At 43.1% G+C, this 24,176-nt stretch carries 31 protein-coding genes; 23 read left to right on the top strand and 8 right to left on the bottom strand.

Going from position 1 to position 24,176, the window contains the following annotated elements:
* Window positions 1-61: 61 nt before the first annotated feature.
* The 9 genes from xpt to exnP all read left to right on the top strand — a co-directional run bounded on the left by xpt (window position 62) and on the right by exnP (window position 9,083).
* Window positions 62-646: a xanthine phosphoribosyltransferase gene (gene xpt, locus ACMX2I_RS10045; RefSeq protein ID WP_414956819.1), complete on the top strand. Its 585-nt coding sequence runs from the start codon at window positions 62-64 to the stop codon at window positions 644-646.
* A complete protein-coding gene (pbuX, locus tag ACMX2I_RS10050; protein WP_414956820.1) occupies window positions 643-1,959 on the top strand; it encodes a xanthine permease PbuX in 1,317 nt (438 codons plus the stop codon). Before xpt ends, pbuX begins: the two co-directional genes overlap by 4 nt.
* 72 nt (window positions 1,960-2,031) lie before the next feature.
* The gene (locus tag ACMX2I_RS10055) at window positions 2,032-3,129 is read left to right on the top strand and encodes a type III polyketide synthase (protein ID WP_414956821.1); all 1,098 of its coding nucleotides are present in this window, start codon (window positions 2,032-2,034) and stop codon (window positions 3,127-3,129) included.
* Window positions 3,130-3,132: 3 nt separating this feature from the next.
* Window positions 3,133-3,639, top strand: a complete 507-nt coding sequence (locus ACMX2I_RS10060) for an isoprenylcysteine carboxyl methyltransferase family protein (RefSeq protein ID WP_414956822.1) — start codon at window positions 3,133-3,135, stop codon at window positions 3,637-3,639.
* Window positions 3,640-3,709: 70 nt separating this feature from the next.
* Window positions 3,710-3,799 carry a Fur-regulated basic protein FbpC gene (gene fbpC, locus ACMX2I_RS10065; RefSeq protein WP_141113371.1) on the top strand — a complete coding sequence of 30 codons (90 nt, stop codon included), beginning with the start codon at window positions 3,710-3,712 and terminating at the stop codon, window positions 3,797-3,799.
* 172 nt (window positions 3,800-3,971) lie between these two features.
* Window positions 3,972-7,550, top strand: coding sequence for a dynamin family protein (locus ACMX2I_RS10070; protein WP_414956823.1), 3,579 nt, complete (start codon window positions 3,972-3,974; stop codon window positions 7,548-7,550).
* A gap of 64 nt (window positions 7,551-7,614) precedes the next feature.
* Window positions 7,615-7,872, top strand: a complete 258-nt coding sequence (locus ACMX2I_RS10075) for a YpbS family protein (protein ID WP_289347565.1) — start codon at window positions 7,615-7,617, stop codon at window positions 7,870-7,872.
* A 74-nt stretch (window positions 7,873-7,946) separates the two neighbouring features.
* Entirely contained in the window at window positions 7,947-8,093 is a 147-nt protein-coding gene (locus ACMX2I_RS10080) for a hypothetical protein (RefSeq protein ID WP_003230761.1), read from the top strand.
* Window positions 8,094-8,192: 99 nt separating this feature from the next.
* Window positions 8,193-9,083, top strand: coding sequence for a 5'-3' exonuclease ExnP (gene exnP, locus ACMX2I_RS10085; RefSeq protein ID WP_394716128.1), 891 nt, complete (start codon window positions 8,193-8,195; stop codon window positions 9,081-9,083).
* A 7-nt stretch (window positions 9,084-9,090) separates the two neighbouring features.
* Here exnP and sspL read toward each other — a convergent pair whose 3' ends face one another.
* From sspL to ACMX2I_RS10100, 3 genes are read right to left on the bottom strand one after another with little or no spacing between them, the layout of a single operon-like run.
* Entirely contained in the window at window positions 9,091-9,219 is a 129-nt protein-coding gene (gene sspL, locus ACMX2I_RS10090) for a small, acid-soluble spore protein L (RefSeq protein WP_414956824.1), read from the bottom strand.
* A gap of 41 nt (window positions 9,220-9,260) precedes the next feature.
* Window positions 9,261-9,659, bottom strand: a complete 399-nt coding sequence (locus ACMX2I_RS10095) for a reverse transcriptase-like protein (RefSeq protein WP_414956825.1) — start codon at window positions 9,657-9,659, stop codon at window positions 9,261-9,263.
* On the bottom strand, window positions 9,659-10,348 hold the full coding sequence (locus ACMX2I_RS10100) for a queuosine precursor transporter (protein ID WP_333519528.1): 690 nt from the start codon (window positions 10,346-10,348) through the stop codon (window positions 9,659-9,661). The genes ACMX2I_RS10095 and ACMX2I_RS10100 overlap by 1 nt, the downstream gene beginning before the upstream one ends.
* A gap of 82 nt (window positions 10,349-10,430) precedes the next feature.
* Here ACMX2I_RS10100 and ACMX2I_RS10105 point away from each other — a divergent pair, with 82 nt between their 5' ends.
* Together ACMX2I_RS10105 and ACMX2I_RS10110 are read left to right on the top strand one after the other, a co-directional pair.
* Window positions 10,431-11,111 carry a ribonuclease H family protein gene (locus ACMX2I_RS10105; protein ID WP_333516523.1) on the top strand — a complete coding sequence of 227 codons (681 nt, stop codon included), beginning with the start codon at window positions 10,431-10,433 and terminating at the stop codon, window positions 11,109-11,111.
* Complete coding sequence (locus ACMX2I_RS10110; protein WP_087990478.1) at window positions 11,104-11,286, top strand: zinc-finger domain-containing protein; 183 nt, start codon at window positions 11,104-11,106, stop codon at window positions 11,284-11,286. Before ACMX2I_RS10105 ends, ACMX2I_RS10110 begins: the two co-directional genes overlap by 8 nt.
* Window positions 11,287-11,314: 28 nt before the next feature.
* Here ACMX2I_RS10110 and ACMX2I_RS10115 read toward each other — a convergent pair whose 3' ends face one another.
* The gene (locus ACMX2I_RS10115; RefSeq protein WP_087990477.1) at window positions 11,315-11,584 is read right to left on the bottom strand and encodes a DUF2564 family protein; all 270 of its coding nucleotides are present in this window, start codon (window positions 11,582-11,584) and stop codon (window positions 11,315-11,317) included.
* Between the two features lie 156 nt (window positions 11,585-11,740).
* On the opposite strand from ACMX2I_RS10115, the gene degR reads away from it, so the two are divergent.
* Window positions 11,741-11,923, top strand: coding sequence for a transcriptional regulator DegR (gene degR, locus ACMX2I_RS10120; protein ID WP_010327956.1), 183 nt, complete (start codon window positions 11,741-11,743; stop codon window positions 11,921-11,923).
* A 43-nt stretch (window positions 11,924-11,966) separates the two neighbouring features.
* On the opposite strand, the gene cspD is transcribed toward degR, so the two are convergent.
* From cspD to metA, 4 genes are all read right to left on the bottom strand, one after another.
* On the bottom strand, window positions 11,967-12,167 hold the full coding sequence (gene cspD / locus ACMX2I_RS10125; protein ID WP_003230776.1) for a cold-shock protein CspD: 201 nt from the start codon (window positions 12,165-12,167) through the stop codon (window positions 11,967-11,969).
* A gap of 15 nt (window positions 12,168-12,182) precedes the next feature.
* Window positions 12,183-12,329: a hypothetical protein gene (locus ACMX2I_RS10130; protein WP_414956826.1), complete on the bottom strand. Its 147-nt coding sequence runs from the start codon at window positions 12,327-12,329 to the stop codon at window positions 12,183-12,185.
* A gap of 79 nt (window positions 12,330-12,408) precedes the next feature.
* Complete coding sequence (locus ACMX2I_RS10135; RefSeq protein ID WP_414956827.1) at window positions 12,409-13,560, bottom strand: diglucosyl diacylglycerol synthase; 1,152 nt, start codon at window positions 13,558-13,560, stop codon at window positions 12,409-12,411.
* A 229-nt stretch (window positions 13,561-13,789) separates the two neighbouring features.
* Window positions 13,790-14,695: a homoserine O-acetyltransferase MetA gene (gene metA / locus ACMX2I_RS10140; protein WP_414956828.1), complete on the bottom strand. Its 906-nt coding sequence runs from the start codon at window positions 14,693-14,695 to the stop codon at window positions 13,790-13,792.
* A 393-nt stretch (window positions 14,696-15,088) separates the two neighbouring features.
* Between metA and ACMX2I_RS10145 the strand changes: the two genes are divergently transcribed.
* The 11 genes from ACMX2I_RS10145 (at window position 15,089) to ACMX2I_RS10195 (ending at window position 24,153) form a co-directional block, all read left to right on the top strand.
* Complete coding sequence (locus tag ACMX2I_RS10145) at window positions 15,089-15,571, top strand: glutathione peroxidase (protein WP_148961536.1); 483 nt, start codon at window positions 15,089-15,091, stop codon at window positions 15,569-15,571.
* 13 nt (window positions 15,572-15,584) lie between these two features.
* Window positions 15,585-16,202 carry an HD domain-containing protein gene (locus tag ACMX2I_RS10150; protein WP_414956829.1) on the top strand — a complete coding sequence of 206 codons (618 nt, stop codon included), beginning with the start codon at window positions 15,585-15,587 and terminating at the stop codon, window positions 16,200-16,202.
* Between the two features lie 59 nt (window positions 16,203-16,261).
* Window positions 16,262-17,395 (top strand): conserved virulence factor C family protein, encoded by a 1,134-nt coding sequence (locus tag ACMX2I_RS10155; RefSeq protein ID WP_087990472.1) that lies wholly within the window; start codon window positions 16,262-16,264, stop codon window positions 17,393-17,395.
* A 290-nt stretch (window positions 17,396-17,685) separates the two neighbouring features.
* Complete coding sequence (gene ilvD / locus ACMX2I_RS10160) at window positions 17,686-19,362, top strand: dihydroxy-acid dehydratase (RefSeq protein ID WP_289347559.1); 1,677 nt, start codon at window positions 17,686-17,688, stop codon at window positions 19,360-19,362.
* A gap of 106 nt (window positions 19,363-19,468) precedes the next feature.
* Window positions 19,469-19,903: a bacilliredoxin BrxA gene (gene brxA / locus ACMX2I_RS10165; RefSeq protein ID WP_148961540.1), complete on the top strand. Its 435-nt coding sequence runs from the start codon at window positions 19,469-19,471 to the stop codon at window positions 19,901-19,903.
* 41 nt (window positions 19,904-19,944) lie between these two features.
* Window positions 19,945-20,730 (top strand): class I SAM-dependent methyltransferase, encoded by a 786-nt coding sequence (locus tag ACMX2I_RS10170; RefSeq protein WP_414956830.1) that lies wholly within the window; start codon window positions 19,945-19,947, stop codon window positions 20,728-20,730.
* A 257-nt stretch (window positions 20,731-20,987) separates the two neighbouring features.
* The gene (locus ACMX2I_RS10175) at window positions 20,988-21,599 is read left to right on the top strand and encodes a YpjP family protein (protein WP_414956831.1); all 612 of its coding nucleotides are present in this window, start codon (window positions 20,988-20,990) and stop codon (window positions 21,597-21,599) included.
* A gap of 17 nt (window positions 21,600-21,616) precedes the next feature.
* Complete coding sequence (locus tag ACMX2I_RS10180) at window positions 21,617-22,150, top strand: phosphatidylglycerophosphatase A (protein ID WP_087990467.1); 534 nt, start codon at window positions 21,617-21,619, stop codon at window positions 22,148-22,150.
* An 84-nt stretch (window positions 22,151-22,234) separates the two neighbouring features.
* Window positions 22,235-23,029 carry a thymidylate synthase gene (locus ACMX2I_RS10185; RefSeq protein ID WP_414956832.1) on the top strand — a complete coding sequence of 265 codons (795 nt, stop codon included), beginning with the start codon at window positions 22,235-22,237 and terminating at the stop codon, window positions 23,027-23,029.
* Window positions 23,026-23,532 (top strand): dihydrofolate reductase DfrA, encoded by a 507-nt coding sequence (gene dfrA, locus ACMX2I_RS10190; protein ID WP_414956834.1) that lies wholly within the window; start codon window positions 23,026-23,028, stop codon window positions 23,530-23,532. Before ACMX2I_RS10185 ends, dfrA begins: the two co-directional genes overlap by 4 nt.
* Window positions 23,533-24,153, top strand: coding sequence for a 1-acyl-sn-glycerol-3-phosphate acyltransferase (locus tag ACMX2I_RS10195; RefSeq protein ID WP_414956835.1), 621 nt, complete (start codon window positions 23,533-23,535; stop codon window positions 24,151-24,153).
* Window positions 24,154-24,176 lie beyond the last annotated feature (23 nt).

Below are 24,176 nucleotides of genomic sequence, written 5' to 3' on the forward strand. Positions count from 1 at the left end.
TGCTTGCTCTTTTTTTGAGCGGGCAATGCTTTTTTTATTCTCATAACGGAGGTAAGACAGGATGGAAGCACTGAAACGGAAAATAGAAGAAGAAGGCGTCGTATTATCTGATCAGGTATTGAAAGTGGATTCTTTTTTGAATCACCAAATTGACCCGCTGCTTATGCAGAAAATCGGTGACGAATTTGCAGCGAGATTTGCAAAAGACGGTATTACTAAAATTGTGACAATCGAATCATCCGGAATCGCTCCCGCTGTGATGACGGGCTTGCAGCTGGGTGTGCCGGTTGTCTTCGCCAGAAAGCATCAATCTTTAACACTCACCGATCACTTGCTGACAGCGTCTGTTTATTCCTTTACGAAGCAAACAGAAAGCCAAATCGCAGTGTCAGGAACCTACCTGTCGGATCAGGATCATGTGCTGATTATCGATGATTTTCTGGCAAATGGACAAGCGGCGCACGGGCTCGTGTCGATTGTGAAGCAGGCGGGAGCTTCTGTTGGGGGGCTTGGCATTGTCATTGAAAAGTCATTTCAACCAGGGAGAGTAGAACTAGTGAACCTTGGCTACAGAGTGGAATCTTTGGCAAGAATTCAATCTTTAGAAGAAGGAAAAGTGTCCTTCGTACAGGAGGTTCATTCATGAAAAACGGATTCGGCAAAACGCTGTCTTTAGGAATACAGCATGTGCTCGCCATGTATGCCGGTGCCATTGTTGTTCCGCTGATTGTCGGAAAAGCAATGGGGCTGACTGTCGAACAGTTGACCTACTTAGTATCGATTGATATTTTTATGTGCGGTGTGGCTACACTTTTGCAAGTGTGGAGCAACCGATTTTTCGGAATCGGGCTTCCGGTTGTGCTTGGCTGTACATTTACGGCTGTATCGCCGATGATTGCAATTGGATCTGAATACGGGGTTTCCGCGGTTTACGGAAGTATTATCTCTTCAGGTATTCTTGTCATTCTGATTTCATTTTTCTTTGGAAAGCTGGTATCGTTTTTTCCGCCGGTCGTGACAGGCTCAGTTGTTACGATTATCGGTATTACCCTTATGCCGGTAGCCATGAATAACATGGCCGGGGGAGAAGGAAGTGCAGATTTCGGAGATCTTTCCAATCTTGCACTCGCCTTTATCGTTTTGGGTGTCATTGTGCTTTTATACCGTTTTACGAAAGGCTTTATCAAATCCATCTCGATTTTGATCGGTATTTTGATCGGGACTTTAATCGCTTATTTTATGGGAAAAGTTCAATTTGATAACGTATCGGACGCGGCAGTTGTTCAAATGATTCAGCCGTTTTACTTCGGAGCGCCGTCTTTTCACACAGCGCCTATCATTACGATGACCATCGTGGCGATTGTCAGCCTTGTAGAATCAACTGGTGTTTACTTTGCCTTAGGTGACTTGACGAACCGCAGTCTGACAGAGAAAGATTTGTCTAAAGGCTACCGCGCTGAAGGACTGGCTGTGCTGCTGGGCGGTATTTTTAACGCTTTTCCTTACACGGCGTTCTCTCAAAATGTCGGACTTGTGCAGCTTACAGGAATCAAGAAAAATGCCGTAATTGTTGTCACGGGTGTGATCTTAATGGCATTCGGGCTGTTTCCGAAGATCGCTGCTTTCACGACCATCATTCCATCTGCTGTTCTGGGCGGGGCAATGGTGGCGATGTTTGGAATGGTGATCGCTTACGGAATCAAAATGCTCAGCCGCATTGATTTTGCAAAACAAGAAAATCTGCTAATTGTTGCCTGCTCAGTGGGTCTGGGTCTTGGTGTGACCGTTGTGCCGGATATTTTTAAACAGCTTCCGAGTGCCTTAACGCTTCTTACAACAAACGGCATTGTCGCCGGCAGCTTTACTGCAGTAATCTTGAATATTATATATAACGTATTTTCTAAAGCCAAAAAAACAGAACAAAAAGCTGATATCACTGAACAAAAAACAGCAGTCTAAACTCCGCCGCGGCGGAGTTTTTTGCATATAAAAAAGATCGTTGCGGCACAATGTATGCAAAGAGGTGATCACATGGCGTTTATTTTATCCGTCGGAACAAGTCTTCCTGCGTACGATGTAAACCAAGAGAAAGCGGCTGAGTTCGCCCGCTACATGTTTCAGCATTCCTTTAAAGATATTGACCGGCTGTTAACCTCCTTTAAAAACGGGCAAATTCAATCGAGACAATTTGTCAAGACGATTGAATGGTATAAAGAAGGCCACAGCTTCGAAGAAAAAAATCAAATATACATAGAAGAAACACTTAAACACAGCAGAGAAGCGGTGAGAGAGTGCCTCTCCCAACCTGCATTTATTCAAGGCGCCATTCCTTATGAAAAGGTGGATGCTGTTTTTTTCGTCTCCAGCACGGGTCTTTCCACACCGAGCATCGAGGCGCGGCTCATGAATGAACTTCCGTTTTCTCCATATACGAAGCGAATTCCGCTCTGGGGTCTCGGCTGTGCAGGAGGAGCCAGCGGACTAGCGCGCGCAGCCGAATACTGCAAAGCATATCCTGAGGCTTTTGTGCTTGTCATTGCTGCTGAGCTGTGCAGCCTGACATTCCAGCCGGAGGATAAAACGAAAAGCAATCTGATCGGCACCTCACTTTTTGGGGACGGCATTGCGGCAGCATTATTATGCGGAGAGAAGGCGGACCGCACGATGTCGAAACTAAAACTTGTGCCGAGGATAACGGATTCCCAATCCGTTTTAATGAAACAATCAGAAGATGTCATGGGCTGGGACTTTACTGATCGAGGTTTCAAAGTCATTTTCTCAAGAGATATTCCGACTTTGGTGGAAAAATGGCTCAAAACAAATGTACAAATTTTTTTGGACAAACATCAGCTTTTATTCAGTGATATCAGTGTTTTTTTAGCACATCCTGGCGGAAAAAAGGTGATTGATGCATACATCGAAAGTCTTGAACTGTCAGCAGAAAAGCTTTTATCTGCACAAAGCGTATTGCAAAAGCACGGAAATATGTCTTCAGCCACAATATTGTATGTGATCAAAGAGCATCTGCTGAACGGGCATAAAAACGAAGCAGAACGGGGACTGATTGGCGCATTAGGGCCGGGATTTTCGTCAGAGCTGCTGTTATTCAGCTGGGAAAAGGGGGCTTGACTCATGTTTTGGTTGTTGATCGCTATTCTCATTGCTCAAAGAGCAGCTGAAATGGCTGTAGCCAGACAAAATGAACAAAAGGTAAAGAAACAAGGGGCGATCGAATTCGGTGAGAGCCACTATCCGTATATCATCATCATGCATATCCTTTTTTTCCTGTCTTTAACTGCAGAAGTGCTGCTGATGAACAAACAGCCGTCAAGCTGGTGGATCGGTATTGCTGCGGCTATTTTAAGCGTGCAGGCAGTACGGTATTGGGCACTTTGTTCCTTAGGAGCATATTGGAATACGAAAATCCTTGTCGTTCCAGGTGCTGAGCTTGTAAAAAAAGGCCCTTACAAATGGATGAAGCATCCAAACTATACCGTTGTTATACTAGAAATTTTATTGATTCCGCTGCTGTATCAAGCGTACGTCACCATGTGTCTGTTTTCCATTGTCAATGCCGTATTGTTAACCGTCAGAATTCGTACAGAAGACAAAGCATTAGAGGAATTCAGCATAAAATAGAGATTGAAAATCATTCTCACCCGTGTTAAAATGAATTTGAAAAAGATTCTCAATCAGGATGGTGAAGCAAATGACAATGCTGTTTTTGCTTGGGGCGGTTTGTACATATAGTGTATTAATTGGTTTTGTATTAAAAGGAATCTCTAATAGATCTGTTTAATGAATCTGGAACTTGTCAAAGTTGCAGATTTTCTTTTATAGAAGCTGCCGTAATGGCGGCTTTTTTCTATTCTTTTAGAGAAATTTGATCCATTCTTGTGTAAAATGAAAGGGAATGTATTCAGATCTTTCGAAAGATTCACAAGTGAAACGGCACAAAGGGGTTCAGAATTATGACAGAATATAACAGAAAAGAGCTTTTGCACAAAACTGGGGAACTTTATAAGCAATTTATCGAGAATCAAGATGAACAAAGAGCTGCTAAACTGGCTGCGGTCATGAACAAAGCGGCTGATGAAGAGGTTTATATCGCGTTTACCGGGCACTATTCGGCAGGTAAATCCTCACTGCTGAACTGCTTGTTAATGGAGAATATATTGCCTACAAGCCCGATTCCGACAAGCGCTAACCTTGTTGTGATCAGAAACGGGGAAAAGCGTGTTCGGCTTCATACAACAGATGGAGCATGTGCTGAGCTGGAGGGGGCTTATCGGAAAGACAAGGTGCAGCAATATTGCAAAGATGGGGAGCAGATTGAAAGCGTTGAAATTTTTGATCGATATACTGACATCGATGCCGGGGTTGCGTACATTGATACCCCTGGGATTGACTCAACAGATGATGCGCATTTTCTGTCGGCGGCGTCTATTCTCCATCAGGCGGATGCGCTGTTTTACGTCGTTCACTATAATCACGTGCACGCTGAGGAAAATGTAAAGTTTCTCAGGTCGATAAGAGAAAGCATTCCCAATGTGTATTTTATCGTTAATCAAATTGACCGACATGATAAGACGGAAACGCCTTTTGAAGATTATAAAGCGCAGGTAGAGGAGATGCTTTGCAATGAAGGCATTTCAAAGGAAGCGCTCTATTTTACGTCAGTGACAGAACCAAACCATCCGTTCAATCAGATTGGGGCTCTGAGAGAAGAATTAAAAAGAATAGAACAGCAATCAAAAAGCAACCTCCAGCCTTTAACAGAACAAAAAGTCCGCAATCTGCTGAACGAACATACGGAGATGCTGTTAAAAGACGAAACAGATGGTCCCAGCTTTACTGAACAGCTTAACACACAAGCTGAAATGGTCCAATCGTTGCGTGATCAATTGGATGAGACGGCAAAGCAAGCGACCGAGGCAGAAAATAGGATGCTGGAAGAAGTCAACCGCATTTTAAAGAACGCCAACCTGACGCCTTTTGAAATGCGTGAACTGGCAGCTGCATTTTTAGAATCACGAGAGCCTTCCTTTAAAACCGGTTTTTTCTTTTCGAAAGCAAAAACTGCACAGGAAAGAGATAGAAGAAGAAATGTTTTTTTCTCTGATGTGTCAAAACGAACAGAGGCCGAAGCGGATTGGCACATAATCGACACGTTCCATCAACTCGTCAAGGCATTTCATGTTCATACAGCTGAAAGTGAAAAGCTGATACAGGCCTATTGCACGCCGCTTGAAGCTGACATCATAGAGCGCGCGGTTAAGCATGGTGCAGCTTTTTCTTCTGAATATGTATTGCAATATACAAAAGATTTGGCAGAGCTCATCCGCAAAGAGGCGAAAAGAGAAGCGGCAGACATCATAAAGGCGCTTACTGCGATAGTGAAAGAGAGTGTTTCCAAAGACTTGGAAACGATCAATGACCGGCTCATTCATGAATCAGAAAAACTTGCCATTCTTCAAGAACAGGCCCGTTTAGAGAATAATGCCCACGAGAAAGCCGATCGCATGCGGGCCATTTGGGAAGAGGAATCCGCATGTCCAATGCACATAAACACCGACTGGTTTAAAACGAAGAAAAAAACAGTGGCGGCTCCGGAACAGAAACGAAACCAAAGTCAACAGACACGGCAGCGAAATGTAAAACCAGAAATAATGGAGCAAGAACTGCCGCTTTATGACCAGATCAAACGCTTTCACATATTGTCTGACCTTTTAGGCGAAATTAGCATGCTGTCAAAGCAAATCTCGGCCTTTCGGGAAAGGATTAAAAGGCTTGAGGAACAGAAATTTACACTTGCGCTTTTTGGAGGATTCAGCTCTGGGAAATCATCATTTGCAAATGCGCTTGTCGGCGAAAGGGTGCTTCCGTCCTCACCAACGCCAACCACAGCCACAATTAACAAAATCACAAAACCAACCAATGGCAACATCAATAAAACAGCGGATGTGGTCTTTAAGACGGAGGCTGACATAACGTCAGACATTTTGCAGCTTACCGGAATACAAAAAGAGCCAACAGGCAGTTCTTTTACAGAGAAGTGGGAAAAGGCAGCCAAAAAAAGCCGGCTGCAGGAAGAACACATCAAATTGATCAATAACTTCTTGCTTGCATACGAAAAGCATCAGCCATATATACAGGAACAAAAGAAGTTAACGATTCCGCTGTCTGAATTAAAGCCATATGTGGCAGAGGAGACAACGGCCTGCGCTGTGAAAGAGGTAACGGTTTATTATACGTGCCCGCTCACTGAAAAAGGGATTACAATCGTTGATACGCCCGGCGCAAGCAGCTTGAATAAACGGCACACAGAGCTGGCGTTCCAATATATTAAAGATGCCGATGCATTTTTTTATATGACCTATTATCAGCACTCCTTCTCGAAAGGGGACCGTTCATTTTTGCGAAAGCTTGGTCTGGTAAAAGAATCGCTCAGTATGGATAAAATGTTTTTCATTATTAATGCAGCAGACCTTGCGAAAGATAAAACAGAGCTTGAAACAGTGACCGATTATGTCAGCGCAGAGCTTGTAAAAGAAGGGATTCATGATCCGCGGCTCTTTACCGTATCAAGCAAGGAGGAACTGCTCGGAAAACCGGAATCATTTTATAACCAGTTCCCGAACGTCAGAAAACATTTAGACTGGTTTATCGAAGTGGATGTGAAAAAAACGTCAGCTGCACAGCTCAGTTCGGAAGCAGACAAATTATGCGAAACTGTTTTCCAGCTTCATCAGTCCCAGCATCAATCCAAGGAAGAAAAGGAAGCGCAGAAACAGCGCCTTATGATGTCATTTGAGCGGACTGCAGCTGAGATCGAGAAACGGAGGAACTCGGAAACCATCATTGAGAAAGTAAAAAAAGACACCAAAGAGCAGCTTTATCACATTACACAGCGATTATCCTTTTTTGCCAATGATCTATTAAAATCGGCATTTCATCCCGGGCTTCAGAATGGAGATTGGAAAAAGAACGTCGCTAAGGCGATGAAAACCGCCTTACATGAATATCAGTTTGAATATGTTCAGGAAATTAAAACGCTTGATGTTCGCATGAGCGGTTTCATCGAGCGGCATATTGCCGAAGAATGGCTGGAAAGCTTTCAAAAACAATTAAATGAAGACGGTTATTTTTCCATGTATGCGGGTGATCAGCATTCCAACGGTATACAGCTGAAGGAGGTTGAACCGGATTTAGATGAACGCGCCTTCGAGCAGGAACAAAAAGAAGTCAAATCACCGAAGCAGTTTTTTGAACAGAAAGGAAAAGCGGTCTTAATCGAAGCTGTACGGATGAAACTCACGAAAATCACAGAGGCTTGGGTGAAAAATGAAGAAGAAAACCTTATCACTCATTACTCAGATCATCTCAGTCGCTTACAGGAAGAGATGGCTGTAAAAGCAATGGAACAAATAAAGGATCAAAAAGATACGTATGTAGAAGGATATGCGGAAGGGGAACATGCGAAAGAGATTGAAAAGGCATACCATGCGTGCATCTCTTGGCAAAGATCAGGTCATACAATAAAAATGTAAAATTCAGTTGGATTGTATTTCAAGTCATGATAGACTAAATAGAAAAAAGCGAGATGAAGGATTCATGTCAGAGGTACATAAAGCAATTTCAGCACATTCATCAAAACAGCACGAGCATATCAAAACATTTATGCGTCTTGAAAACATGCGTGAAATGGCCATTGAAGAAGCGGTTTCAAAATGCAAAAACGATGAGCCTTTTACTACAGACGCGATTAATGAAGTTACCGAGCAAATGAATCAGCTTGCCAAACAGGGCATCGTGCCGACAAGACGTCTTGTATCAAAAGAAATGGTCAGAGAATACGTAAGCCGTATGTAAGCTGGATGATCCTGTCGCGAGTGAATCTCCTGCCGGAAGCATATACTATATGTATCCGACGTAAGGGGGGATTCATGTTGGGCAGAACAAAGCTGGGAAACAGAAACGCACAGGCGAATAACAATGCCAAAAAGAAAAATGGATTTCAAACCCATTTTGACTCTTACGCAGGACGCGAAGCTGAAAAGCTGATCGCCAGCAACAAAAGACACAACGACTGATGATATACAAAACAGTATCTCTAATCGAAGAGATGCTGTTTTTTATTTTGCACTGCTTTATGGTAAAATAGAAAGAATGAAAGAAAAGGGAGTTATCTTATGAATCATAATAAACTATTGCTTGTTGACGGCATGGCTCTGTTATTTCGGGCGTTTTTTGCCACGGCCGTGCACCGCAACTTTATGATAAATGACAGCGGGGTGCCGACGAACGGTGTCAACGGATTTTTAAAGCACTTGATTACAGCGGTGGAAACATTCCAGCCGACACACGTCGTCTGCTGTTGGGACATGGGAAGCAAAACGTACCGAAATGACTTGTTCCAAGATTATAAGGCGAACCGCAGCGCACCGCCTGTGGAGCTGATCCCGCAGTTTGATTTGGCAAAGGAAGCGGCCGCTGAGCTTGGTATCATGAATATTGGCTTTGCCGGGTATGAAGCGGATGATTGTATCGGAACACTTGCCGCTTTGTATGGGAATGAGGCTGACATTACAATCGTAACAGGAGACAGAGATTTACTTCAGCTGTTAACGGATGAAGTGAGTGTGGCCCTGCTCCAAAAAGGAATCGGAAATTATAAAGTTTATACAAAAGAGACTTTTTATGAAGAAACAGGGGTTCTTCCGAAAGCTTTGATTGATATTAAAGCGCTTATGGGTGATTCGAGTGATAACTATCCTGGCGTTAAAGGGATTGGAGAAAAAACAGCTTATAAACTGATTCGTGAATACGAAACGATTGACCGTTTATTAGAAAATCTTTCTCTTCTTCCGAAGGGGCAGCAGGGGAAAATTCAGCAAGGTTTGAGCGATTTAGAGATGTCGAGGAAGCTTGCGGAAATTCATTGCTCGGTGCCGCTGGCCTGCACGTTAAAAGACGCTCTATTTACACTGCAAATGGAGCAGGCGGCTGACATGCTTCGCCGCCACCAAATCAAAGGAATTGAACGTATGCTTGAAAAGCTGAACGCTAGAGAGATCGTGTAGATCTTCTCTAGCGTTTTGTATTGCTTTTTTTGGCTCTTTCCTCAAGCTCTGTTTTAGGGTCAGTATGTGTATTGCCTTCCAGGTCGCCTTGAGGAGTTACACCGTCGGTCAGCCGGCCTTTATCTTTCTTTTTCATGTTTGTTCACCTCGACATTAGGATGAACAAATGATCGAGTTTTAATTCTTATCATTCAGCCGAATCGCTTCTTTTGCCAGCTGATCGGCTTTTTGGTTTTGCTTTCCCGGTATCCATTTGATGAAAAAAAGAGGGAAGGCCGCTTTTAATCGGATGATTTCTTCCACATACGGGTGAAACGTTTTATTCTTAACCATTTCAAGCTCAGCGGCTCGTTCCACAATATCTGAATCGGTGCGAAAGGAAACAGATTGATACCCGCGCTTTGCACAAAGCTTCATCCCTTCAATTAAAGCAAGAAATTCCGCTTCCTGATTTGTATGCATTCCGATTGGAATAGAGAAAAACTCTGCTTGTCCTTCATGTTTGATAAAAATGCCGATGCCAGATGGCCCGGGATTACCGGCGCTAGCACCGTCTACATATATTTCTGTAGGCATTATGAACTCCTCTCATCATTCGGTACCATTCTTTTTGCTGCATAAGCATAAGGCAGTGAAATCAAAGATACCGCAAACTTAATCAAATATGTGGAAATAAAAATATGAAGCCAAATTCCTGCCGGATAAATGCCAAAAAAAGCGACACCAGTAAATATCAATGTATCAAACAGCTGGCTGACTGCTGTACTGCCCCCATTTCTGAGCCATAAAAGCCGATCAGAAGGAAATATCCTTCTAATTGACGAATATACATAAACATCCAGCGTTTGGCTGAAGATAAAGGCAAGCAGACTTCCTAACGCGACTCGCGGAAGGAATCCGAAAATCGTTTCCAGCGCTGTTTGCGATATGTCGCTGGAAGCCGGTTCGAAAAGCAGCACGCCCTGCATGACAAATGTCAGCGTCAGGAGCGTTGAGAATCCGAGCCATACCGCTTTTCTGGCTTCCGCCGGACCGTATTTCTCATTCAGCACATCTGTCGCAAAAAAGATTGTGCCGTACATCACATTCCCGAGCGTTGCTGTTAAGCCAAACAGTTCGACTGTTTTGACGACTTGAAGGTTGGCACAAACTGTCGCAAAACCAATCCAAACAAACAGTCCCATTTTGCCAAATCCTTTATAAAATAAAAGAACAATGATAAAATGAATGATCGCAAAAATGATCCAAAATGAATTGTTAAACAAAATGAAAAAGCTTCCTTTCCGGGATAAGATTGGTTTGATTATAGCACATGCCCGGCAACTAATGAATGGTAAGGTGATCATAATGAAGCTCAGACCGCATATGAAGATAGAAGCAAAAGGGACGGGATCCGTCTCATTTTTAGGCGAAGACTGGCTGACTGCTCAGCAGGCACGTATGCTCGCCAGAGAACTAGGCCGTTTTCCATATATGAAAGAGCTCGAGTTCGAAGACGAGAAAGGCGGCAGCTGGACGCTGAAGGAATTGGAAAAGCTGACAGAGGAGCTTGCTCAAGAGCCTGATGACATTACTGTTTATTTTGACGGCAGTTTCGATAAGGAAAGCGAACTGGCCGGACTCGGAATCGTCATTTATTATTCATTGGGAGGAAGCCGGCATCGCTTGAGAAAAAATAAAAGCTTCCGGCTGAAAACCAATAATGAAGCTGAATACGCGGCGCTTTATGAAGCAATAAGAGAAGTCAGAGAGATTGGGGCTAGCAGAAATTCAATTACAATCAAAGGGGACTCGCTTGTTGTGCTGAATCAGCTTGACGGCAGCTGGCCTTGCTATGATCCGTCTCATAATGAATGGCTGGACAAAATAGAAGCACTCCTTGAATCGCTGAAGCTCACTCCAACTTACGAAACCATACAGCGGAAAGACAACCAGGAAGCTGACGGCCTCGCTAAAAAAATTCTATCCCATCAATTCGTAGAAAGCCATACGAAATTAGACCGTAACGGAGATGACGATATTGGATAAGAAAATGATCTTTAAAGAACTGACAGAACTGCAAGATGAATATTGCAAGGACTGTTTTATTAAGAAACAGTTTCGTAAAGATTTTGGCAAAACTTATGCACATTCATTTTGTATTAATAAATGTACAGTAGGTGAAAAGCTGAAAGCATACGGCGATGTCTTAACCAATCATTAAAGAATAAAAACCGCAGAAGCTGCGGTTTTTATTCTTTGAATTCATCCAGCTGATGCTGACTATCATCCAGCAGCTGCTGTTGCTGCTCTACAAATTCAGGATCATCGAGAGCTGCCAGTTCTTCAGATTGTGATAGTTCTCTTGCATCCTCAATGGCTTGGTATGCGGAATCGACTAATGTTTTACTTTGACCTCTCGTCGCAGCTCCTGTCGTTTTCTGAGCTGTTTCCACCGCTAGTTCCAGCTGCCGCTTATCCGTAAAGCCAGTCTGCTCCTCTTCATGAAATTCTGATGTCATAAAAAACACCTCCGCAATTATTTTGCAGAGGTTTTTTGAAATTTATGTACCAAAATAGAAAATAAAATGAAAAATAAGCCGATATAACTATTGAACCAGAATAAATAGGACTGTTTTACTATTTGAGGTATCTTGGCAGAGAAGGGGAACGAAGCTATGGATGATAAAGACTTGAGGTCGATCCTTCACAAAACATTTATAGAAATATACAGTGATTTAGAAGAACTCGCGGATATCGCGAAAAAAGGGAAGCCGTCAATGGAAAAACATGTCGAAGAGATTGAACAGAGGTGCAAACAAAATATTTTGGCCATTGAAATTCAGATGAAAATCAAATAGGAGAGGCATTTGCCTCTCCTCTATTTGTCATCATGTATTGAGTTTAGAGTTTTACAACATTAGAAGCTTGAGGTCCACGATTACCTTCGACAATTTCAAAAGAAACTTCTTGTCCTTCTTCTAATGATTTGTATCCGTCTCCTTCGATAGCTGTGAAGTGAACAAATACATCGTCTCCGCCTTCAACTTCAATGAAGCCGAATCCTTTTTCGTTGTTGAACCATTTTACTTTACCGTTTTGCATATTGCTTAATTCCTCCTAGTACTGTAGCACCCGTGTGCTAAAAAAAATTTTGTCACCATTTAACTTTGATTCATTGTTAAATGATGGTTCAACTATACACCATCTGGGAGCACCCGTCAAGTTCTGAAACTGCTTATTTTTAAAAAGAAGGGAAAGTTTCACAAAAAATGTAACCGCTTTTATAAATAGGTGAATAAAATAAAAAGAGCACACGATTTTCGCGTACTCTCTATGACCATCATTACGATAGCGCTTTGGCTCTTTGTTTAGCTGTCATCATCATTTCTGATTCCTTCAGGATATCCTCTAAAATCACTTCAGAGGAGTTTGCTAAATGAAGGCCCTTAATGTTTTTCTTCATGCGCTGTAAGGTATCTTCATCTGCGAGAAGGGAAGTGACTGACTCGAGAATCTCTTCGTGACGGTTCACGACAATGGCAGCTCCGCGATCTTCAAAGTAGTTCGCATTTTCTTTTTCCTGGCCGGGCACGGGTTTATACAGAATGACAGGCACACCGATGGCAGTTGCTTCTGTCAAAGTAATGCCGCCTGGTTTTGTAATCATGCAATCTGTGATCCGGAACAGCTCATCAATGCGCTCCACATAGCCAAGAACTTTTAATTTGTCACCGTTTTCTGCTTCAAGCATACTTAAAGATTCTTTTAAAGCCGTATTTTTCCCGCACACGACAACCACTTGCACATGGTCATCTTTAACAAGGTTTTCGCACAGCTCTTTTACGTTTTTTAATACACCGTGTGCGCCTGCCATGATCAGAAGCACTTTTTTGTTTGGTAAAAGATTGTACTTTTGATATAACGGCTCCGCCGGCAGGGATTCTTCAAATTGCGGCCTGATTGGAATTCCAGTGATTTTTACGTTGCTTGGATGAGTGCCGATCTCCAGCAGTTTTTCCTTCACATAATCTGTCGCCACATAATATTTATCCACGTTTTCGTGAACCCAAATTTTATGAAGGCAAAAATCAGTCATCACGTTAAAGGTAGGAATGACTCTTCCGGTTCGGCGTCTGTATTCCGGCACGACGATCATCGGAAATGTATTAATAATAATATCGGGCTGATGTTCATCGACAAGTTCGCCCAATCGTTTATTTCCCATTTTAAAGTAAATATTAAATTTACGTTTATTATAGATTTTGTCAACTCCGTAATAAAACAAACGATAAAACTGTTTCCCGATTGAGAAGCTTTTTAAATAAAGGTACTGAGTTACCTCTGAAACAATCGGATTTGACTCTTGGTACAAATTAGAAACGGTTACATGCTGAAAGCCGAGCCGAACACATTGCTCATAAAGCGTTTTGGCTACCTGCACATGCCCATTTCCGTAATTTGCAGTCAAAATTAATACTCTTTTATTGGTATTCAAGTAAATTCACCTCAATGTAATCAACAACAAGCAAGCTTCATGCATCGTAAGGAGTTATTGTCTATACATAAACATAACACAAATACATAATCGAATTATTAATGCAGTGAAAAAATTAAGCTAATTTTAAAAGATTTGGATTCCAGTATTTTTAATTTTTGTTATACGCAGACTGAATCAGATGTATTTTATCATATTTTTTGCTCAGCGTATCACTAAAATAGAAAAATTAGTCCCATTCATAAGGAGTTTCTTGGTAAACGTAATAATTCAGCCAGTTCATAAACAATAGTGTCGCATGCGCTTTCCAGCGATTCACGGGCTCTATGCTGTCTTCAGCGAAATAATGTTTAGGCGCCTCGACACCAGAAAGGTTGCGTTCCAGATCTCTTTCATATTCTTGAAGAAGCGTATTTGTATCATATTCAGGGTGCCCTGTTAAAAAGACTTGTTTTTCGTCTTTTGACACAATTAAGCACACCCCAGCTTCCTTAGATGCGGCAAGAATATTCAACTCAGTCACTGCTTGAAGCTGTTCCATATTTATATCTGTATGCCGGGAATGCGGCACGTAGTATAGCTCGTCAAAACCTCTTACCAATCTTTCATGTTTTGAAAGTACTGTATGTTCGAACACACCGAAGATTTTTTTCGGCATTTCAATTTTTTCCACACCATAATGGTAATATAAACCTGCTTGAGCGCCCCAGCATATATGCAAGGTTGAAGTGACATTCGTTTTGCTCCACTCCATGATCTCTTTGAGCTCTTCCCAATATGAAACATCTTCAAACGCCAAATGCTCGATCGGCGCACCGGTGATAATCATGCCGTCAAACTTCTTGTGACGGATATTGGAAAAAGTCGTATAAAATTCGTCAAGATGTTCTCTTGCAGTATTTTTCGGCGTGTGTGTGCTTGGGATTAAGAATGTAAAATGAACCTGTAAAGGCGAATTTCCAAGCAATCTGAGAAGTTGTGTCTCTGTTTGGATTTTTTTCGGCATCAAATTCAATATGATAATTTTTTGCGGCCGGATATCCTGGTGAAATGCTCTGCTTTCATCCATTACAAATATATGTTCACTCTCAAGCACCTGTTTTGCCGGCAGGTGTGTTGGTATATTAATAGGCAACGTGCCACCTCCATTATTTCCCCGTTTAATTTTCTTCATTATAGGAATTTTCACGCCAATTTTCAATCTATCTATTAGTGTTTGAGGGGGAAACAACAGAAAACTCTTTAAATAAAACGCATAGATATGCCTTTTGGTTTCACTGGAAAATGCTTTTTCGATGATTTATCCCAGAAGGGGACTGTCATGTTTTATAGAATGGTTAAGATAACAACAGAAGCCCGGATGTGTATATAACATTATTTTGAACACCAGCCACTCGTTTGCAATATACAGCCGGCATATCAGGTTTATTTGACTCTGTTCTTATAAGTTCTGATAAAAGATGTTTATTTTGAATTGAGATATAAAAAAGGTAAAATAATCAGCAGCAGTGACATAGGAGGGACTTATATGTCTATATATCATATGAAGGTACGTACAATAACAGGAAAAGAGATGACACTTCAGCCTTTTGCCGGAAAGGTATTGATGATCGTGAATACAGCGAGCAAATGCGGCTTTTCGCCGCAATTGAAACAGCTTCAGGAGTTATATGATACATATCGGCAGGAGGGACTGGAGATCTTAGGGTTCCCCTGCAATCAATTTATGAGCCAGGAGCCTGGTGATGAGGCAGATATACAAGAATTTTGCGAAACAAATTACGGTGTTACGTTTCCTATGTTTTCAAAAGTAGAAGTAAACGGAAAAAACGCCCACCCGCTGTTTGTGTATTTGACAGAGCATGCGAAAGGGATGCTGGGAACTAAGGCAATCAAGTGGAATTTCACGAAGTTTATAGTGGACAGAAACGGAGAAATCATTGGCCGCTATTCTCCGAATACAAATCCGAAAGAGCTGGAAGACGTTATCGTGAAGCTGTTAGGGCAATAAAGAGGGTGTTTTTGTGAAGGAATTGAAGCGGATAGAGCAAATCAGGGCATGGGTCCAGTCTGTGCTGACCGGCGAAAGCTCTGGACACGATTGGCATCATGTATCAAGAGTTGCAGATCTTGCTTTGTATATTGGAGAAAAGGAAAATGCGGATTTGTTCATAGTTGAAATCACGGCTTTGGTTCATGATTTAATTGATGTCAAGATGCCTGACGCGTTTAGGTTTTCAGTGAGCGAAGTATATGATCAGCTCGTTTTTTTCGGAGTTGGAAAAGAGGATGCTGACAGAGTGATTCACATCATCACAAGAATGTCCTTTCGGGATAGGGATAAGCTGGCGATAGAGCCGCACTCAATTGAGGGAAAAGCCGTACAGGATGCTGACAGGCTTGATGCCATCGGTGCTGTAGGGATTGCCAGAGCTTTTATGTTTGCGGGCGCAAAAGGGCACAGCCTTTATGGAAATGATCAAAGCGCCTACGCTCATTTTTTCCATAAGCTGCTCCGGCTGAAAGATATGATGAATACAGACACCGCACGGAAACTGGCAGAAGAAAGACATGATTTTATGCTTCAGTTTGTCCGCCAATTAGAAAAAGACGTACCCGGGATTAATGCCGAAACGTCGTAATAGAAGGCTTGGAACGACTATGATAGAATAAGTCACAGATATGTTATAGGAGGACGATCATGAAGATAAAATCAATTGAACCTACGCCAAGCCCCAATACAATGAAGGTCATCTTAACGGAAGAGCTTCCGGCGGGCAAAAGCAATAACTATAAACCGGATCAAGCAGAAGGCGCACCGCCTGTTATAGCGGAAATCCTTAAAATAGAAGGCGTTAAAGGCGTATATCATGTCGCTGATTTTCTGGCTGTTGAACGGAACGCGAGATACGATTGGAAAGACATTTTACCGCAAGTCCGCTCTGCATTTGGGATGGAAAGTGCTGAAAATACAGAGGGAAACCGCTCTGACCAAGAGTCTTTTGGAGAGGTGAAAGTTTTTGTGCAGATGTTCAGCGGCATTCCTATGCAGGTTAAATTAACTGATGGGGAGCGGGAAGAGCGCTTCGGGTTACCGGAACGCTTTCAGCAGGCGATCTTAAAACTCAGATCTGAAGCTTCAAATGTTGTGTTTGAGCGGACCTGGAAAGAACAAGGCGTCAGATTCGGTGATTTTAATGAAATCGGTCATGACGTGACAGAAGAGATTCAGGCCGCTTACAGTGATGAGCGGCTGAAACGGCTGACAGAAGCAGCCGTTCAAGGAAAAGGCGAAGCAAAACAAGCTGTACAGCGCAAAGCGTATAAAGTAACGCTTGACATGCTGGATGATGAGGACTGGAAAAAGCGTTATGCGCATTTGGAGCAGATGGATCCGAAAGAGGAGGATATCCCGGTTTTACAGAAGGCATTGGATGATCCCAAGGTGTCTATCAGAAGACAGGCTGTCGTATATTTAGGAATGATTGAAATATCCGATGTTCTTCCTTTATTATACAAAGCACTTGAGGACAAAGCTGTCTCAGTCAGAAGAACGGCAGGAGACTGCCTGTCAGATATCGGCGACTCTCAAGCCATTCCTGCTATGATCAAGTCGTTAAGCGACTCCAGCAAGCTTGTCCGCTGGCGTGCGGCTATGTTCCTGTACGAAGTCGGCGATGAAAGTGCCATTGAAGCTTTACGCACTGCCGAAAATGATCCCGAATTTGAGGTCAGCCTTCAAGTGAAAATGGCGCTTGAACGTATTGAGCATGGAGAAGAAGCAAAAGGTTCTGTTTGGAAACAAATGACAGAGAGCAGAAAAAAGGGCGAATAAAAGAATGAAAAAGGTGCAGATCCTGCATCTTTTTTTTGTGAATTCACTTTTTATAAAAATTATTTCGAATATTGTTGAAAAATATCCGAAAACTATTTATAGTAAGTAACAATATTAATAGTTGGAGGGTTTACATCGACAGAAAGCTATATAAATATAAAAACATGAAGGAAACAATCAAGGCAAGGGCGGCCTGAATGTCATATGTTTGCAAAAACAGCCCGAAAATAAACTGAAAATTGTTAAAATAAAATCCAGTCTAACAATTAAAAGTATTTAGGAGGATCACCATGGCAGAATTACGCAGTAACATGATCACACAAGGAATCGATAGAGCTCCGCACCGCAGTTTGCTCCGTGCAGCAGGTGTAAAAGAAGAGGATTTTGGCAAACCGTTTATTGCGGTTTGTAATTCATACATTGATATCGTTCCCGGTCATGTTCACTTGCAGGAGTTTGGGAAAATCGTAAAAGAAGCAATCCGAGAAGCTGGGGGCGTACCGTTTGAGTTTAATACAATCGGAGTAGATGACGGCATCGCGATGGGGCATATCGGGATGAGGTATTCGCTGCCGAGCCGTGAAATTATCGCAGACTCTGTGGAAACGGTCGTATCCGCGCACTGGTTTGACGGTATGGTCTGTATTCCGAACTGTGACAAAATCACGCCGGGAATGCTTATGGCGGCAATGCGCATCAACATTCCAACGATTTTTGTTAGCGGCGGGCCGATGGCGGCAGGAAGAACAAGTGACGGAAAAAAAATCTCTCTTTCCTCAGTTTTCGAAGGAGTAGGCGCTTTCCAAGCCGGAAAAATCAACGAAAACGAACTTCAAGAATTAGAACAGTTCGGATGCCCGACGTGTGGATCTTGCTCAGGCATGTTTACGGCGAATTCAATGAACTGCCTGTCCGAAGCACTCGGCCTTGCTTTGCCGGGTAACGGAACCATTCTTGCGACAGCACCGGAACGCAAAGAGTTTGTCAGAAAATCAGCTGCTCAATTAATGGAAACGATTCGCAAAGATATCAAACCGCGTGATATCGTGACAGAAAAAGCGATTGATAACGCGTTTGCGCTCGATATGGCGCTCGGCGGTTCAACAAACACCGTTCTCCATACGCTTGCCATCGCAAACGAAGCCGGCGTGGAATATTCTTTAGAACGCATTAACGAAGTTGCCGAGCGTGTACCGCACTTGTCCAAACTGGCGCCAGCATCAGATGTGTATATTGAAGATCTTCATGAAGCCGGCGGTGTGTCTGCGGCGTTGAATGAGCTTTCCAAGAAAGAAGGGGCGCTTCATTTAGACGCGCTGACTGTTACAGGGAAAACACTCGGAGAAACCATTGCCGGACATGAAGTAAAGGATTATGACGTCATCCATCCCCTGGATCAACCATTCACTGAAAAGGGCGGCCTCGCTGTTTTATTCGGTAATCTGGCTCCGGACGGCGCGATCATTAAAACAGGCGGCGTACAGAACGGCATTACGAGACACGAAGGGCCGGCTGTCGTATTTGAGTCTCAGGATGAGGCGCTTAACGGCATTATCAATCGTAAAGTAAAAGAAGGCGACGTGGTCATTATCAGATACGAAGGGCCAAAAGGCGGACCTGGTATGCCGGAAATGCTTGCCCCTACATCTCAGATCGTTGGAATGGGGCTCGGACCAAAAGTGGCATTAATTACGGACGGACGTTTTTCCGGAGCCTCCCGAGGCCTCTCGATCGGCCACGTATCACCAGAGGCGGCAGAGGGAGGACCGCTTGCCTTTGTTGAAAACGGAGACCATATCATTGTTGATATTGAAAAACGCATCTTGGATGTACAAGTGCCGGAGGAAGAGTGGGAAAAACGGAAAGCAAATTGGAAAGGTTTTGAACCAAAGGTAAAAACCGGCTACTTGGCCCGTTATTCCAAACTTGTGACAAGCGCCAACACCGGCGGTATCATGAAAATCTAGACAGCGGGGAACGCTTTCTCCTATTTTAAGGCGTGAATATTTGAAATCCGGCCCTCTCTATAGTATCCTTTACTTCAGATGAAGGATAATAGAGGGGGCTTTTTTTATGTCAATGGCTTACGAAGAATACATGCGCCAGCTAGTTGTACCGATGCGCCGCGAGCTGACTGGAGCAGGTTTTGAAGAATTAACAACAGCGGAAGAAGTAGAAAACTTTATGGAAAAGGCAGAGGGCACAACTCTTGTTGTCGTTAACTCTGTCTGCGGCTGCGCGGCAGGCCTTGCGCGTCCTGCGGCAACACAGGCAGTCCTCCAGCATGACAAAACACCTGACAATACAGTGACTGTATTTGCGGGCCAAGATAAAGAAGCTACTGTAAAAATGCGTGAGTATTTTACTGGACAGGAGCCTTCTTCACCGTCAATGGCTCTTTTGAAAGGCAAGGAAGTCGTCCATTTTATTCCGCGTCATGAAATCGAAGGTCATGATATGGAAGAGATCATGAAAAATTTGACCGCTGCCTTTGATGCACACTGCTAAATGCCCGTTTTCCGGGCATTTTCTTTTTGGGAGTACTGAAGATGATAACAACAAGCTATAGACCGTCTGAACACACCGTGAAAACCGCAAAACTGCTTTCTAAAGAGCTTGATATGCCATATTGCGGCCGAAATAAACAAACGGTTGAAAACCTGCTGAAGTCAGCTGAACGTGATTTGCTTGTGGTCGGCAAAGAACGGTTTGAACTTTATACGAAACAAGGGGCTAAATTCTTTTTTCATCCGAATACAGCGATGTTCAGAGCTAAACGCTTCCTACGGGACGAGCGGGAACCGATGCTTCGGGCAGCTGGTTTATCGGAAGGAGATACGTTTTTAGATTGCACACTCGGGCTGGGTTCGGATGCCATTATCGCAAGTATGGCAGTAGGCGAAACGGGTTCTGTGATTGGAATTGAAAAAAACCATCTCGTGTCCGTTTTGGTGAGGACGGGGCTGCAATCATGGCAAACGGGCATAGAAGAGCTTCAGGCTGCAATGAGCAGAATCCAAGTAAAGAATGGGGATTGCTATGAATACATCAAGCAGCTTCCTGACAACTCTTTTGATGTGATATATTTCGATCCAATGTTTCATGAGCCTGTAGAGACGTCTGACGGCATCGCGCCTTTACGGAACTTTGCGGAGGATTCAGCTTTGGATGAAGGGTGTATCAAAGAAGCGGTGCGCGCTGCCAGAAAAAGCGTTGTACTGAAAGACCACTGGAAAAGCCCGCGATTTGAACAGTTTGGTTTTAACGTCATCAAAAGAAAAACAGCGCTGTTCCATTATGGTGTCATTCAAGCCGCAAGTAAAACAAGCCCGTGACGAATCACGGGCTTTCTGTTAATCGGTGACTTCCATGACGACAAAGTATAACAATGTTAAGAGTGAAACTGTGGCAAACAGAGCGTCAATCATGTGGAAAGCCTCCTTTCACAGAATATTGTAAGCGTTTTTACGCAAACCGCAAAGTTACGAATCTCCTAATTTGCATATCAGTTTCATATGGTACATGACTTGCATGTTTCGGATGTGCTAAAATAAGAGAAACATAACAAAAAAATAGAGAGGAATAAGCAATCATGAAAATGTGGATGAGAAAGACCCTTGTGGTTTTATTTACCATCGTGACGTTCGGGCTCGTATCTCCTCCGGCTGCTCTTATGGCGGACAAGCCCTCTGGACAGCCGAGCAGTCTTGAGCAGAATGATTACACCGCTTTTTATGATGAGCATGACCTGTACGATGATGAGTCGGAAGACAGGCGAAATCCTGAACTGCTTTTTCAAACGTACAAGGAACAGCTCCTTGACAGCGCTGAGAATCAGTCCTTTGTGAAATTCGGCAGCAAAATCGCTCCGGTCATTGAGGATGACTATCGGAAAGAGATCATGCCGAAAATCGAAAATGTGATTAGTGATTATTTGGCGACATTGCAAGAGGATGAGGCGTATCAAGATGTTGTGATCTCAAGCATGCCTTCAGCGGGCAAAACGGAAAAAATTTTCAACGTTTACAATCGGACGACTGGAAAAGATCTCATCAGATTCCATGTGCGCAGAGACCACCCGCCTCATGACGGCTACTGGTTTAATTTTCATTATCATACAGCAGAAGATGGATTTCAAAAACATCATGAGCTTGGAAGCATATACTGGGACCGCAACACGCCTCCCAACTGGATGAGTGCGTAAAGGAGATGCCATTAGACATGAAAAAGTACACAATGAATGAAATGGTCGATATAACAAAAGATATGCTGAACAAACGGGGCGTTATGATCGAAGATATTGCGCGGATTGTTCAAAAACTTCAGGAAAAATACAATCCAAATTTGCCACTCAGTGTATGTATGGAGAATGTAGAAAAAGTGCTGAACAAACGTGAAATTATTCATGCTGTTTTAACAGGCCTTGCGCTTGATCAGCTCGCTGAGCAGAAACTTCTTCCGGAACCGTTGCAGCACCTTGTTGAAACGGATGAACCGCTTTACGGCATAGATGAAATTATCCCTCTTTCAATCGTTAATGTATACGGGTCGATCGGCCTGACCAACTTCGGTTATTTGGATAAAGAGAAGATTGGAATCATTAAAGAACTTGATGAAAGCCCGGACGGTATTCATACCTTTTTGGATGATATCGTGGCAGCACTTGCAGCAGCCGCTGCGAGCAGAATTGCCCATACGCATCAGGATCTGCAAGATGAAGAAAAAGAACAGGATGAAAAGCCTGTCGTCAGATGACTGATAAAAAAATCATTTCTGGGTTCAGAAATGATTTTTTATTGTGTTACACTACTAGAAGACTACTTTTAAAGGATGGAAAAGATGAAACAGTACAAGGATTTATGCAGACATGTGTTAGAGCATGGCGAAAAAAAGGGAGACCGGACAGGGACCGGTACAGTCAGCACCTTCGGATATCAAATGAGATTTAATTTACAGGAAGGTTTTCCGATGCTGACAACAAAAAAACTCCACTTTAAATCGATTGCCCATGAGTTGCTTTGGTTTTTAAAAGGGGATACCAATGTACGCTATTTGCAGGAAAACGGAGTGCGGATCTGGAATGAGTGGGCTGATGAAAACGGTGAACTCGGACCTGTATACGGTTCCCAATGGCGTTCTTGGCGGGGAGCTGACGGAGAAACCGTTGATCAAATTTCCCGCCTTATTGAAGATATTAAGACAAATCCGAACTCCAGACGCTTAATCGTCAGCGCCTGGAATGTCAGTGAAATTGATAAAATGGCATTGCCGCCGTGTCATTGTCTGTTCCAATTCTACGTGTCTGACGGCAAGCTGTCCTGCCAGCTGTATCAGCGCTCTGCTGATGTTTTCCTCGGTGTGCCGTTTAATATTGGTTCTTATGCCCTGTTAACTATGATGATTGCTCATGTGACTGGGCTTGAACCGGGAGAGTTTATTCATACATTTGGTGATGTCCATATTTATCAGAACCATATTGAACAGGTCAAATTGCAGCTGACAAGGGATGTTCGCCCGCTTCCGAAGCTTCGTTTCGCCAGAGAGGTTGATTCTATTTTCAACTTTGCGTTTGAGGACTTTATCATCGAGGATTATGATCCGCATCCTCATATTAAAGGAGCGGTCAGCGTATGATTTCGTTCATTTTTGCGATGGATGCCAACAGGCTGATCGGCAAAGACAATGATTTGCCGTGGCATTTGCCCAATGACCTTGCATACTTTAAAAAAGTAACCTCTGGCCATTCCATCATTATGGGCCGGAAAACATTTGAATCGATTGGACGTCCGCTTCCAAATCGGAAAAATATTGTCGTCACATCAGCGCCGGCTTCAGAATTTCCGGGATGTACGGTTGTCAGTTCGTTAAAGGAAGTGCTGGACAATTGTTCAGGCTCTGAGGAATGCTTTGTGATCGGAGGGGCTCAGCTCTATACAGCGCTGTTTCCTTATGCGGACAGACTGTATATGACGAAAATTCATCACAAGTTTGAGGGTGACCGTCACTTCCCCGAATTTGATGAAACCAATTGGAAGCTGGTTTCTTCTGAGCGGGGGATCAAGGACGAAAAAAACCCGTACGATTACGAATTTCTGATGTATGAAAAAAAGAATTCTTCTGAAGCGGGAGGATTTTAATTGATTCGCTACAGCTTGCTAGTGATTTATATTGTGTATATGCTGTTAAAAAATATGAAACAATTATTTAATCAAAGGATGCTTGACCCCCGTCTGTCATACAAAAAACAGATGATTCTTGTCTACGAGCAGCCAAAGGCGTTTTTGGAAGGCTGTGTCGGCATCACCGGTTCAATTGTGACGATCCATCAGCCTGAGCCAATACCGCACGGTCCTGTTTTGTATGTGCATCCCCGTTTGCGTTTGGCTGAACTGGCCTTAATTGCTGGGTATATTGAGGAACCGGCCGGCTTTATTGCCAATCCAAAAGGATTTCGCTTTCCTTTAATCGGGCAATGGCTAGATCGGATGGATGTGATTTCAGACGGCGACTCAGAAAAGGTATATGAAGATGTAACGAAACAGCTGGAAAAAGGACAAAGCCTGATTCTTTCATTAGATGGTTCTATAGATCCTGTTGAACTTGCGGCCTGTTATCATCTTCCATTGGTGATGGTGGAAACGAAAGGAACAGATGACCTGCAAAAGGGATCGTTTTTTAAACGCTTAAAACCAGCAGACATTGAATTGTCATTTTCAAAAGCTTATATACCAGCAAATGAAAAACAATTACGTGCATAAAAAAGCGCAGTCCCAAAGACTGC

Source organism: Bacillus sp. SW14, from assembly GCF_047608225.1.
Lineage (GTDB): Bacteria > Bacillota > Bacilli > Bacillales > Bacillaceae > Bacillus > Bacillus subtilis_G.

Excerpts from the sequence above, each read along its gene's own strand:
- xpt (WP_414956819.1), top strand. The coding sequence starts at position 62 with ATGGAAGCACTGAAACGGAAAATAGAAGAAGAAGGCGTCGTATTATCT.
- pbuX (WP_414956820.1), top strand. The coding sequence starts at position 643 with ATGAAAAACGGATTCGGCAAAACGCTGTCTTTAGGAATACAGCATGTG.
- ACMX2I_RS10055 (WP_414956821.1), top strand. The coding sequence starts at position 2,032 with ATGGCGTTTATTTTATCCGTCGGAACAAGTCTTCCTGCGTACGATGTA.
- ACMX2I_RS10060 (WP_414956822.1), top strand. The coding sequence starts at position 3,133 with ATGTTTTGGTTGTTGATCGCTATTCTCATTGCTCAAAGAGCAGCTGAA.
- fbpC (WP_141113371.1), top strand. The coding sequence starts at position 3,710 with ATGACAATGCTGTTTTTGCTTGGGGCGGTTTGTACATATAGTGTATTA.
- ACMX2I_RS10070 (WP_414956823.1), top strand. The coding sequence starts at position 3,972 with ATGACAGAATATAACAGAAAAGAGCTTTTGCACAAAACTGGGGAACTT.
- ACMX2I_RS10075 (WP_289347565.1), top strand. The coding sequence starts at position 7,615 with ATGTCAGAGGTACATAAAGCAATTTCAGCACATTCATCAAAACAGCAC.
- ACMX2I_RS10080 (WP_003230761.1), top strand. The coding sequence starts at position 7,947 with ATGTTGGGCAGAACAAAGCTGGGAAACAGAAACGCACAGGCGAATAAC.
- exnP (WP_394716128.1), top strand. The coding sequence starts at position 8,193 with ATGAATCATAATAAACTATTGCTTGTTGACGGCATGGCTCTGTTATTT.
- sspL (WP_414956824.1), bottom strand. The coding sequence starts at position 9,219 with ATGAAAAAGAAAGATAAAGGCCGGCTGACCGACGGTGTAACTCCTCAA.
- ACMX2I_RS10095 (WP_414956825.1), bottom strand. The coding sequence starts at position 9,659 with ATGCCTACAGAAATATATGTAGACGGTGCTAGCGCCGGTAATCCCGGG.
- ACMX2I_RS10105 (WP_333516523.1), top strand. The coding sequence starts at position 10,431 with ATGAAGCTCAGACCGCATATGAAGATAGAAGCAAAAGGGACGGGATCC.
- ACMX2I_RS10115 (WP_087990477.1), bottom strand. The coding sequence starts at position 11,584 with ATGACATCAGAATTTCATGAAGAGGAGCAGACTGGCTTTACGGATAAG.
- degR (WP_010327956.1), top strand. The coding sequence starts at position 11,741 with ATGGATGATAAAGACTTGAGGTCGATCCTTCACAAAACATTTATAGAA.
- cspD (WP_003230776.1), bottom strand. The coding sequence starts at position 12,167 with ATGCAAAACGGTAAAGTAAAATGGTTCAACAACGAAAAAGGATTCGGC.
- ACMX2I_RS10145 (WP_148961536.1), top strand. The coding sequence starts at position 15,089 with ATGTCTATATATCATATGAAGGTACGTACAATAACAGGAAAAGAGATG.
- ACMX2I_RS10155 (WP_087990472.1), top strand. The coding sequence starts at position 16,262 with ATGAAGATAAAATCAATTGAACCTACGCCAAGCCCCAATACAATGAAG.
- ilvD (WP_289347559.1), top strand. The coding sequence starts at position 17,686 with ATGGCAGAATTACGCAGTAACATGATCACACAAGGAATCGATAGAGCT.
- brxA (WP_148961540.1), top strand. The coding sequence starts at position 19,469 with ATGTCAATGGCTTACGAAGAATACATGCGCCAGCTAGTTGTACCGATG.
- ACMX2I_RS10170 (WP_414956830.1), top strand. The coding sequence starts at position 19,945 with ATGATAACAACAAGCTATAGACCGTCTGAACACACCGTGAAAACCGCA.
- ACMX2I_RS10175 (WP_414956831.1), top strand. The coding sequence starts at position 20,988 with ATGAAAATGTGGATGAGAAAGACCCTTGTGGTTTTATTTACCATCGTG.
- ACMX2I_RS10180 (WP_087990467.1), top strand. The coding sequence starts at position 21,617 with ATGAAAAAGTACACAATGAATGAAATGGTCGATATAACAAAAGATATG.
- ACMX2I_RS10185 (WP_414956832.1), top strand. The coding sequence starts at position 22,235 with ATGAAACAGTACAAGGATTTATGCAGACATGTGTTAGAGCATGGCGAA.
- dfrA (WP_414956834.1), top strand. The coding sequence starts at position 23,026 with ATGATTTCGTTCATTTTTGCGATGGATGCCAACAGGCTGATCGGCAAA.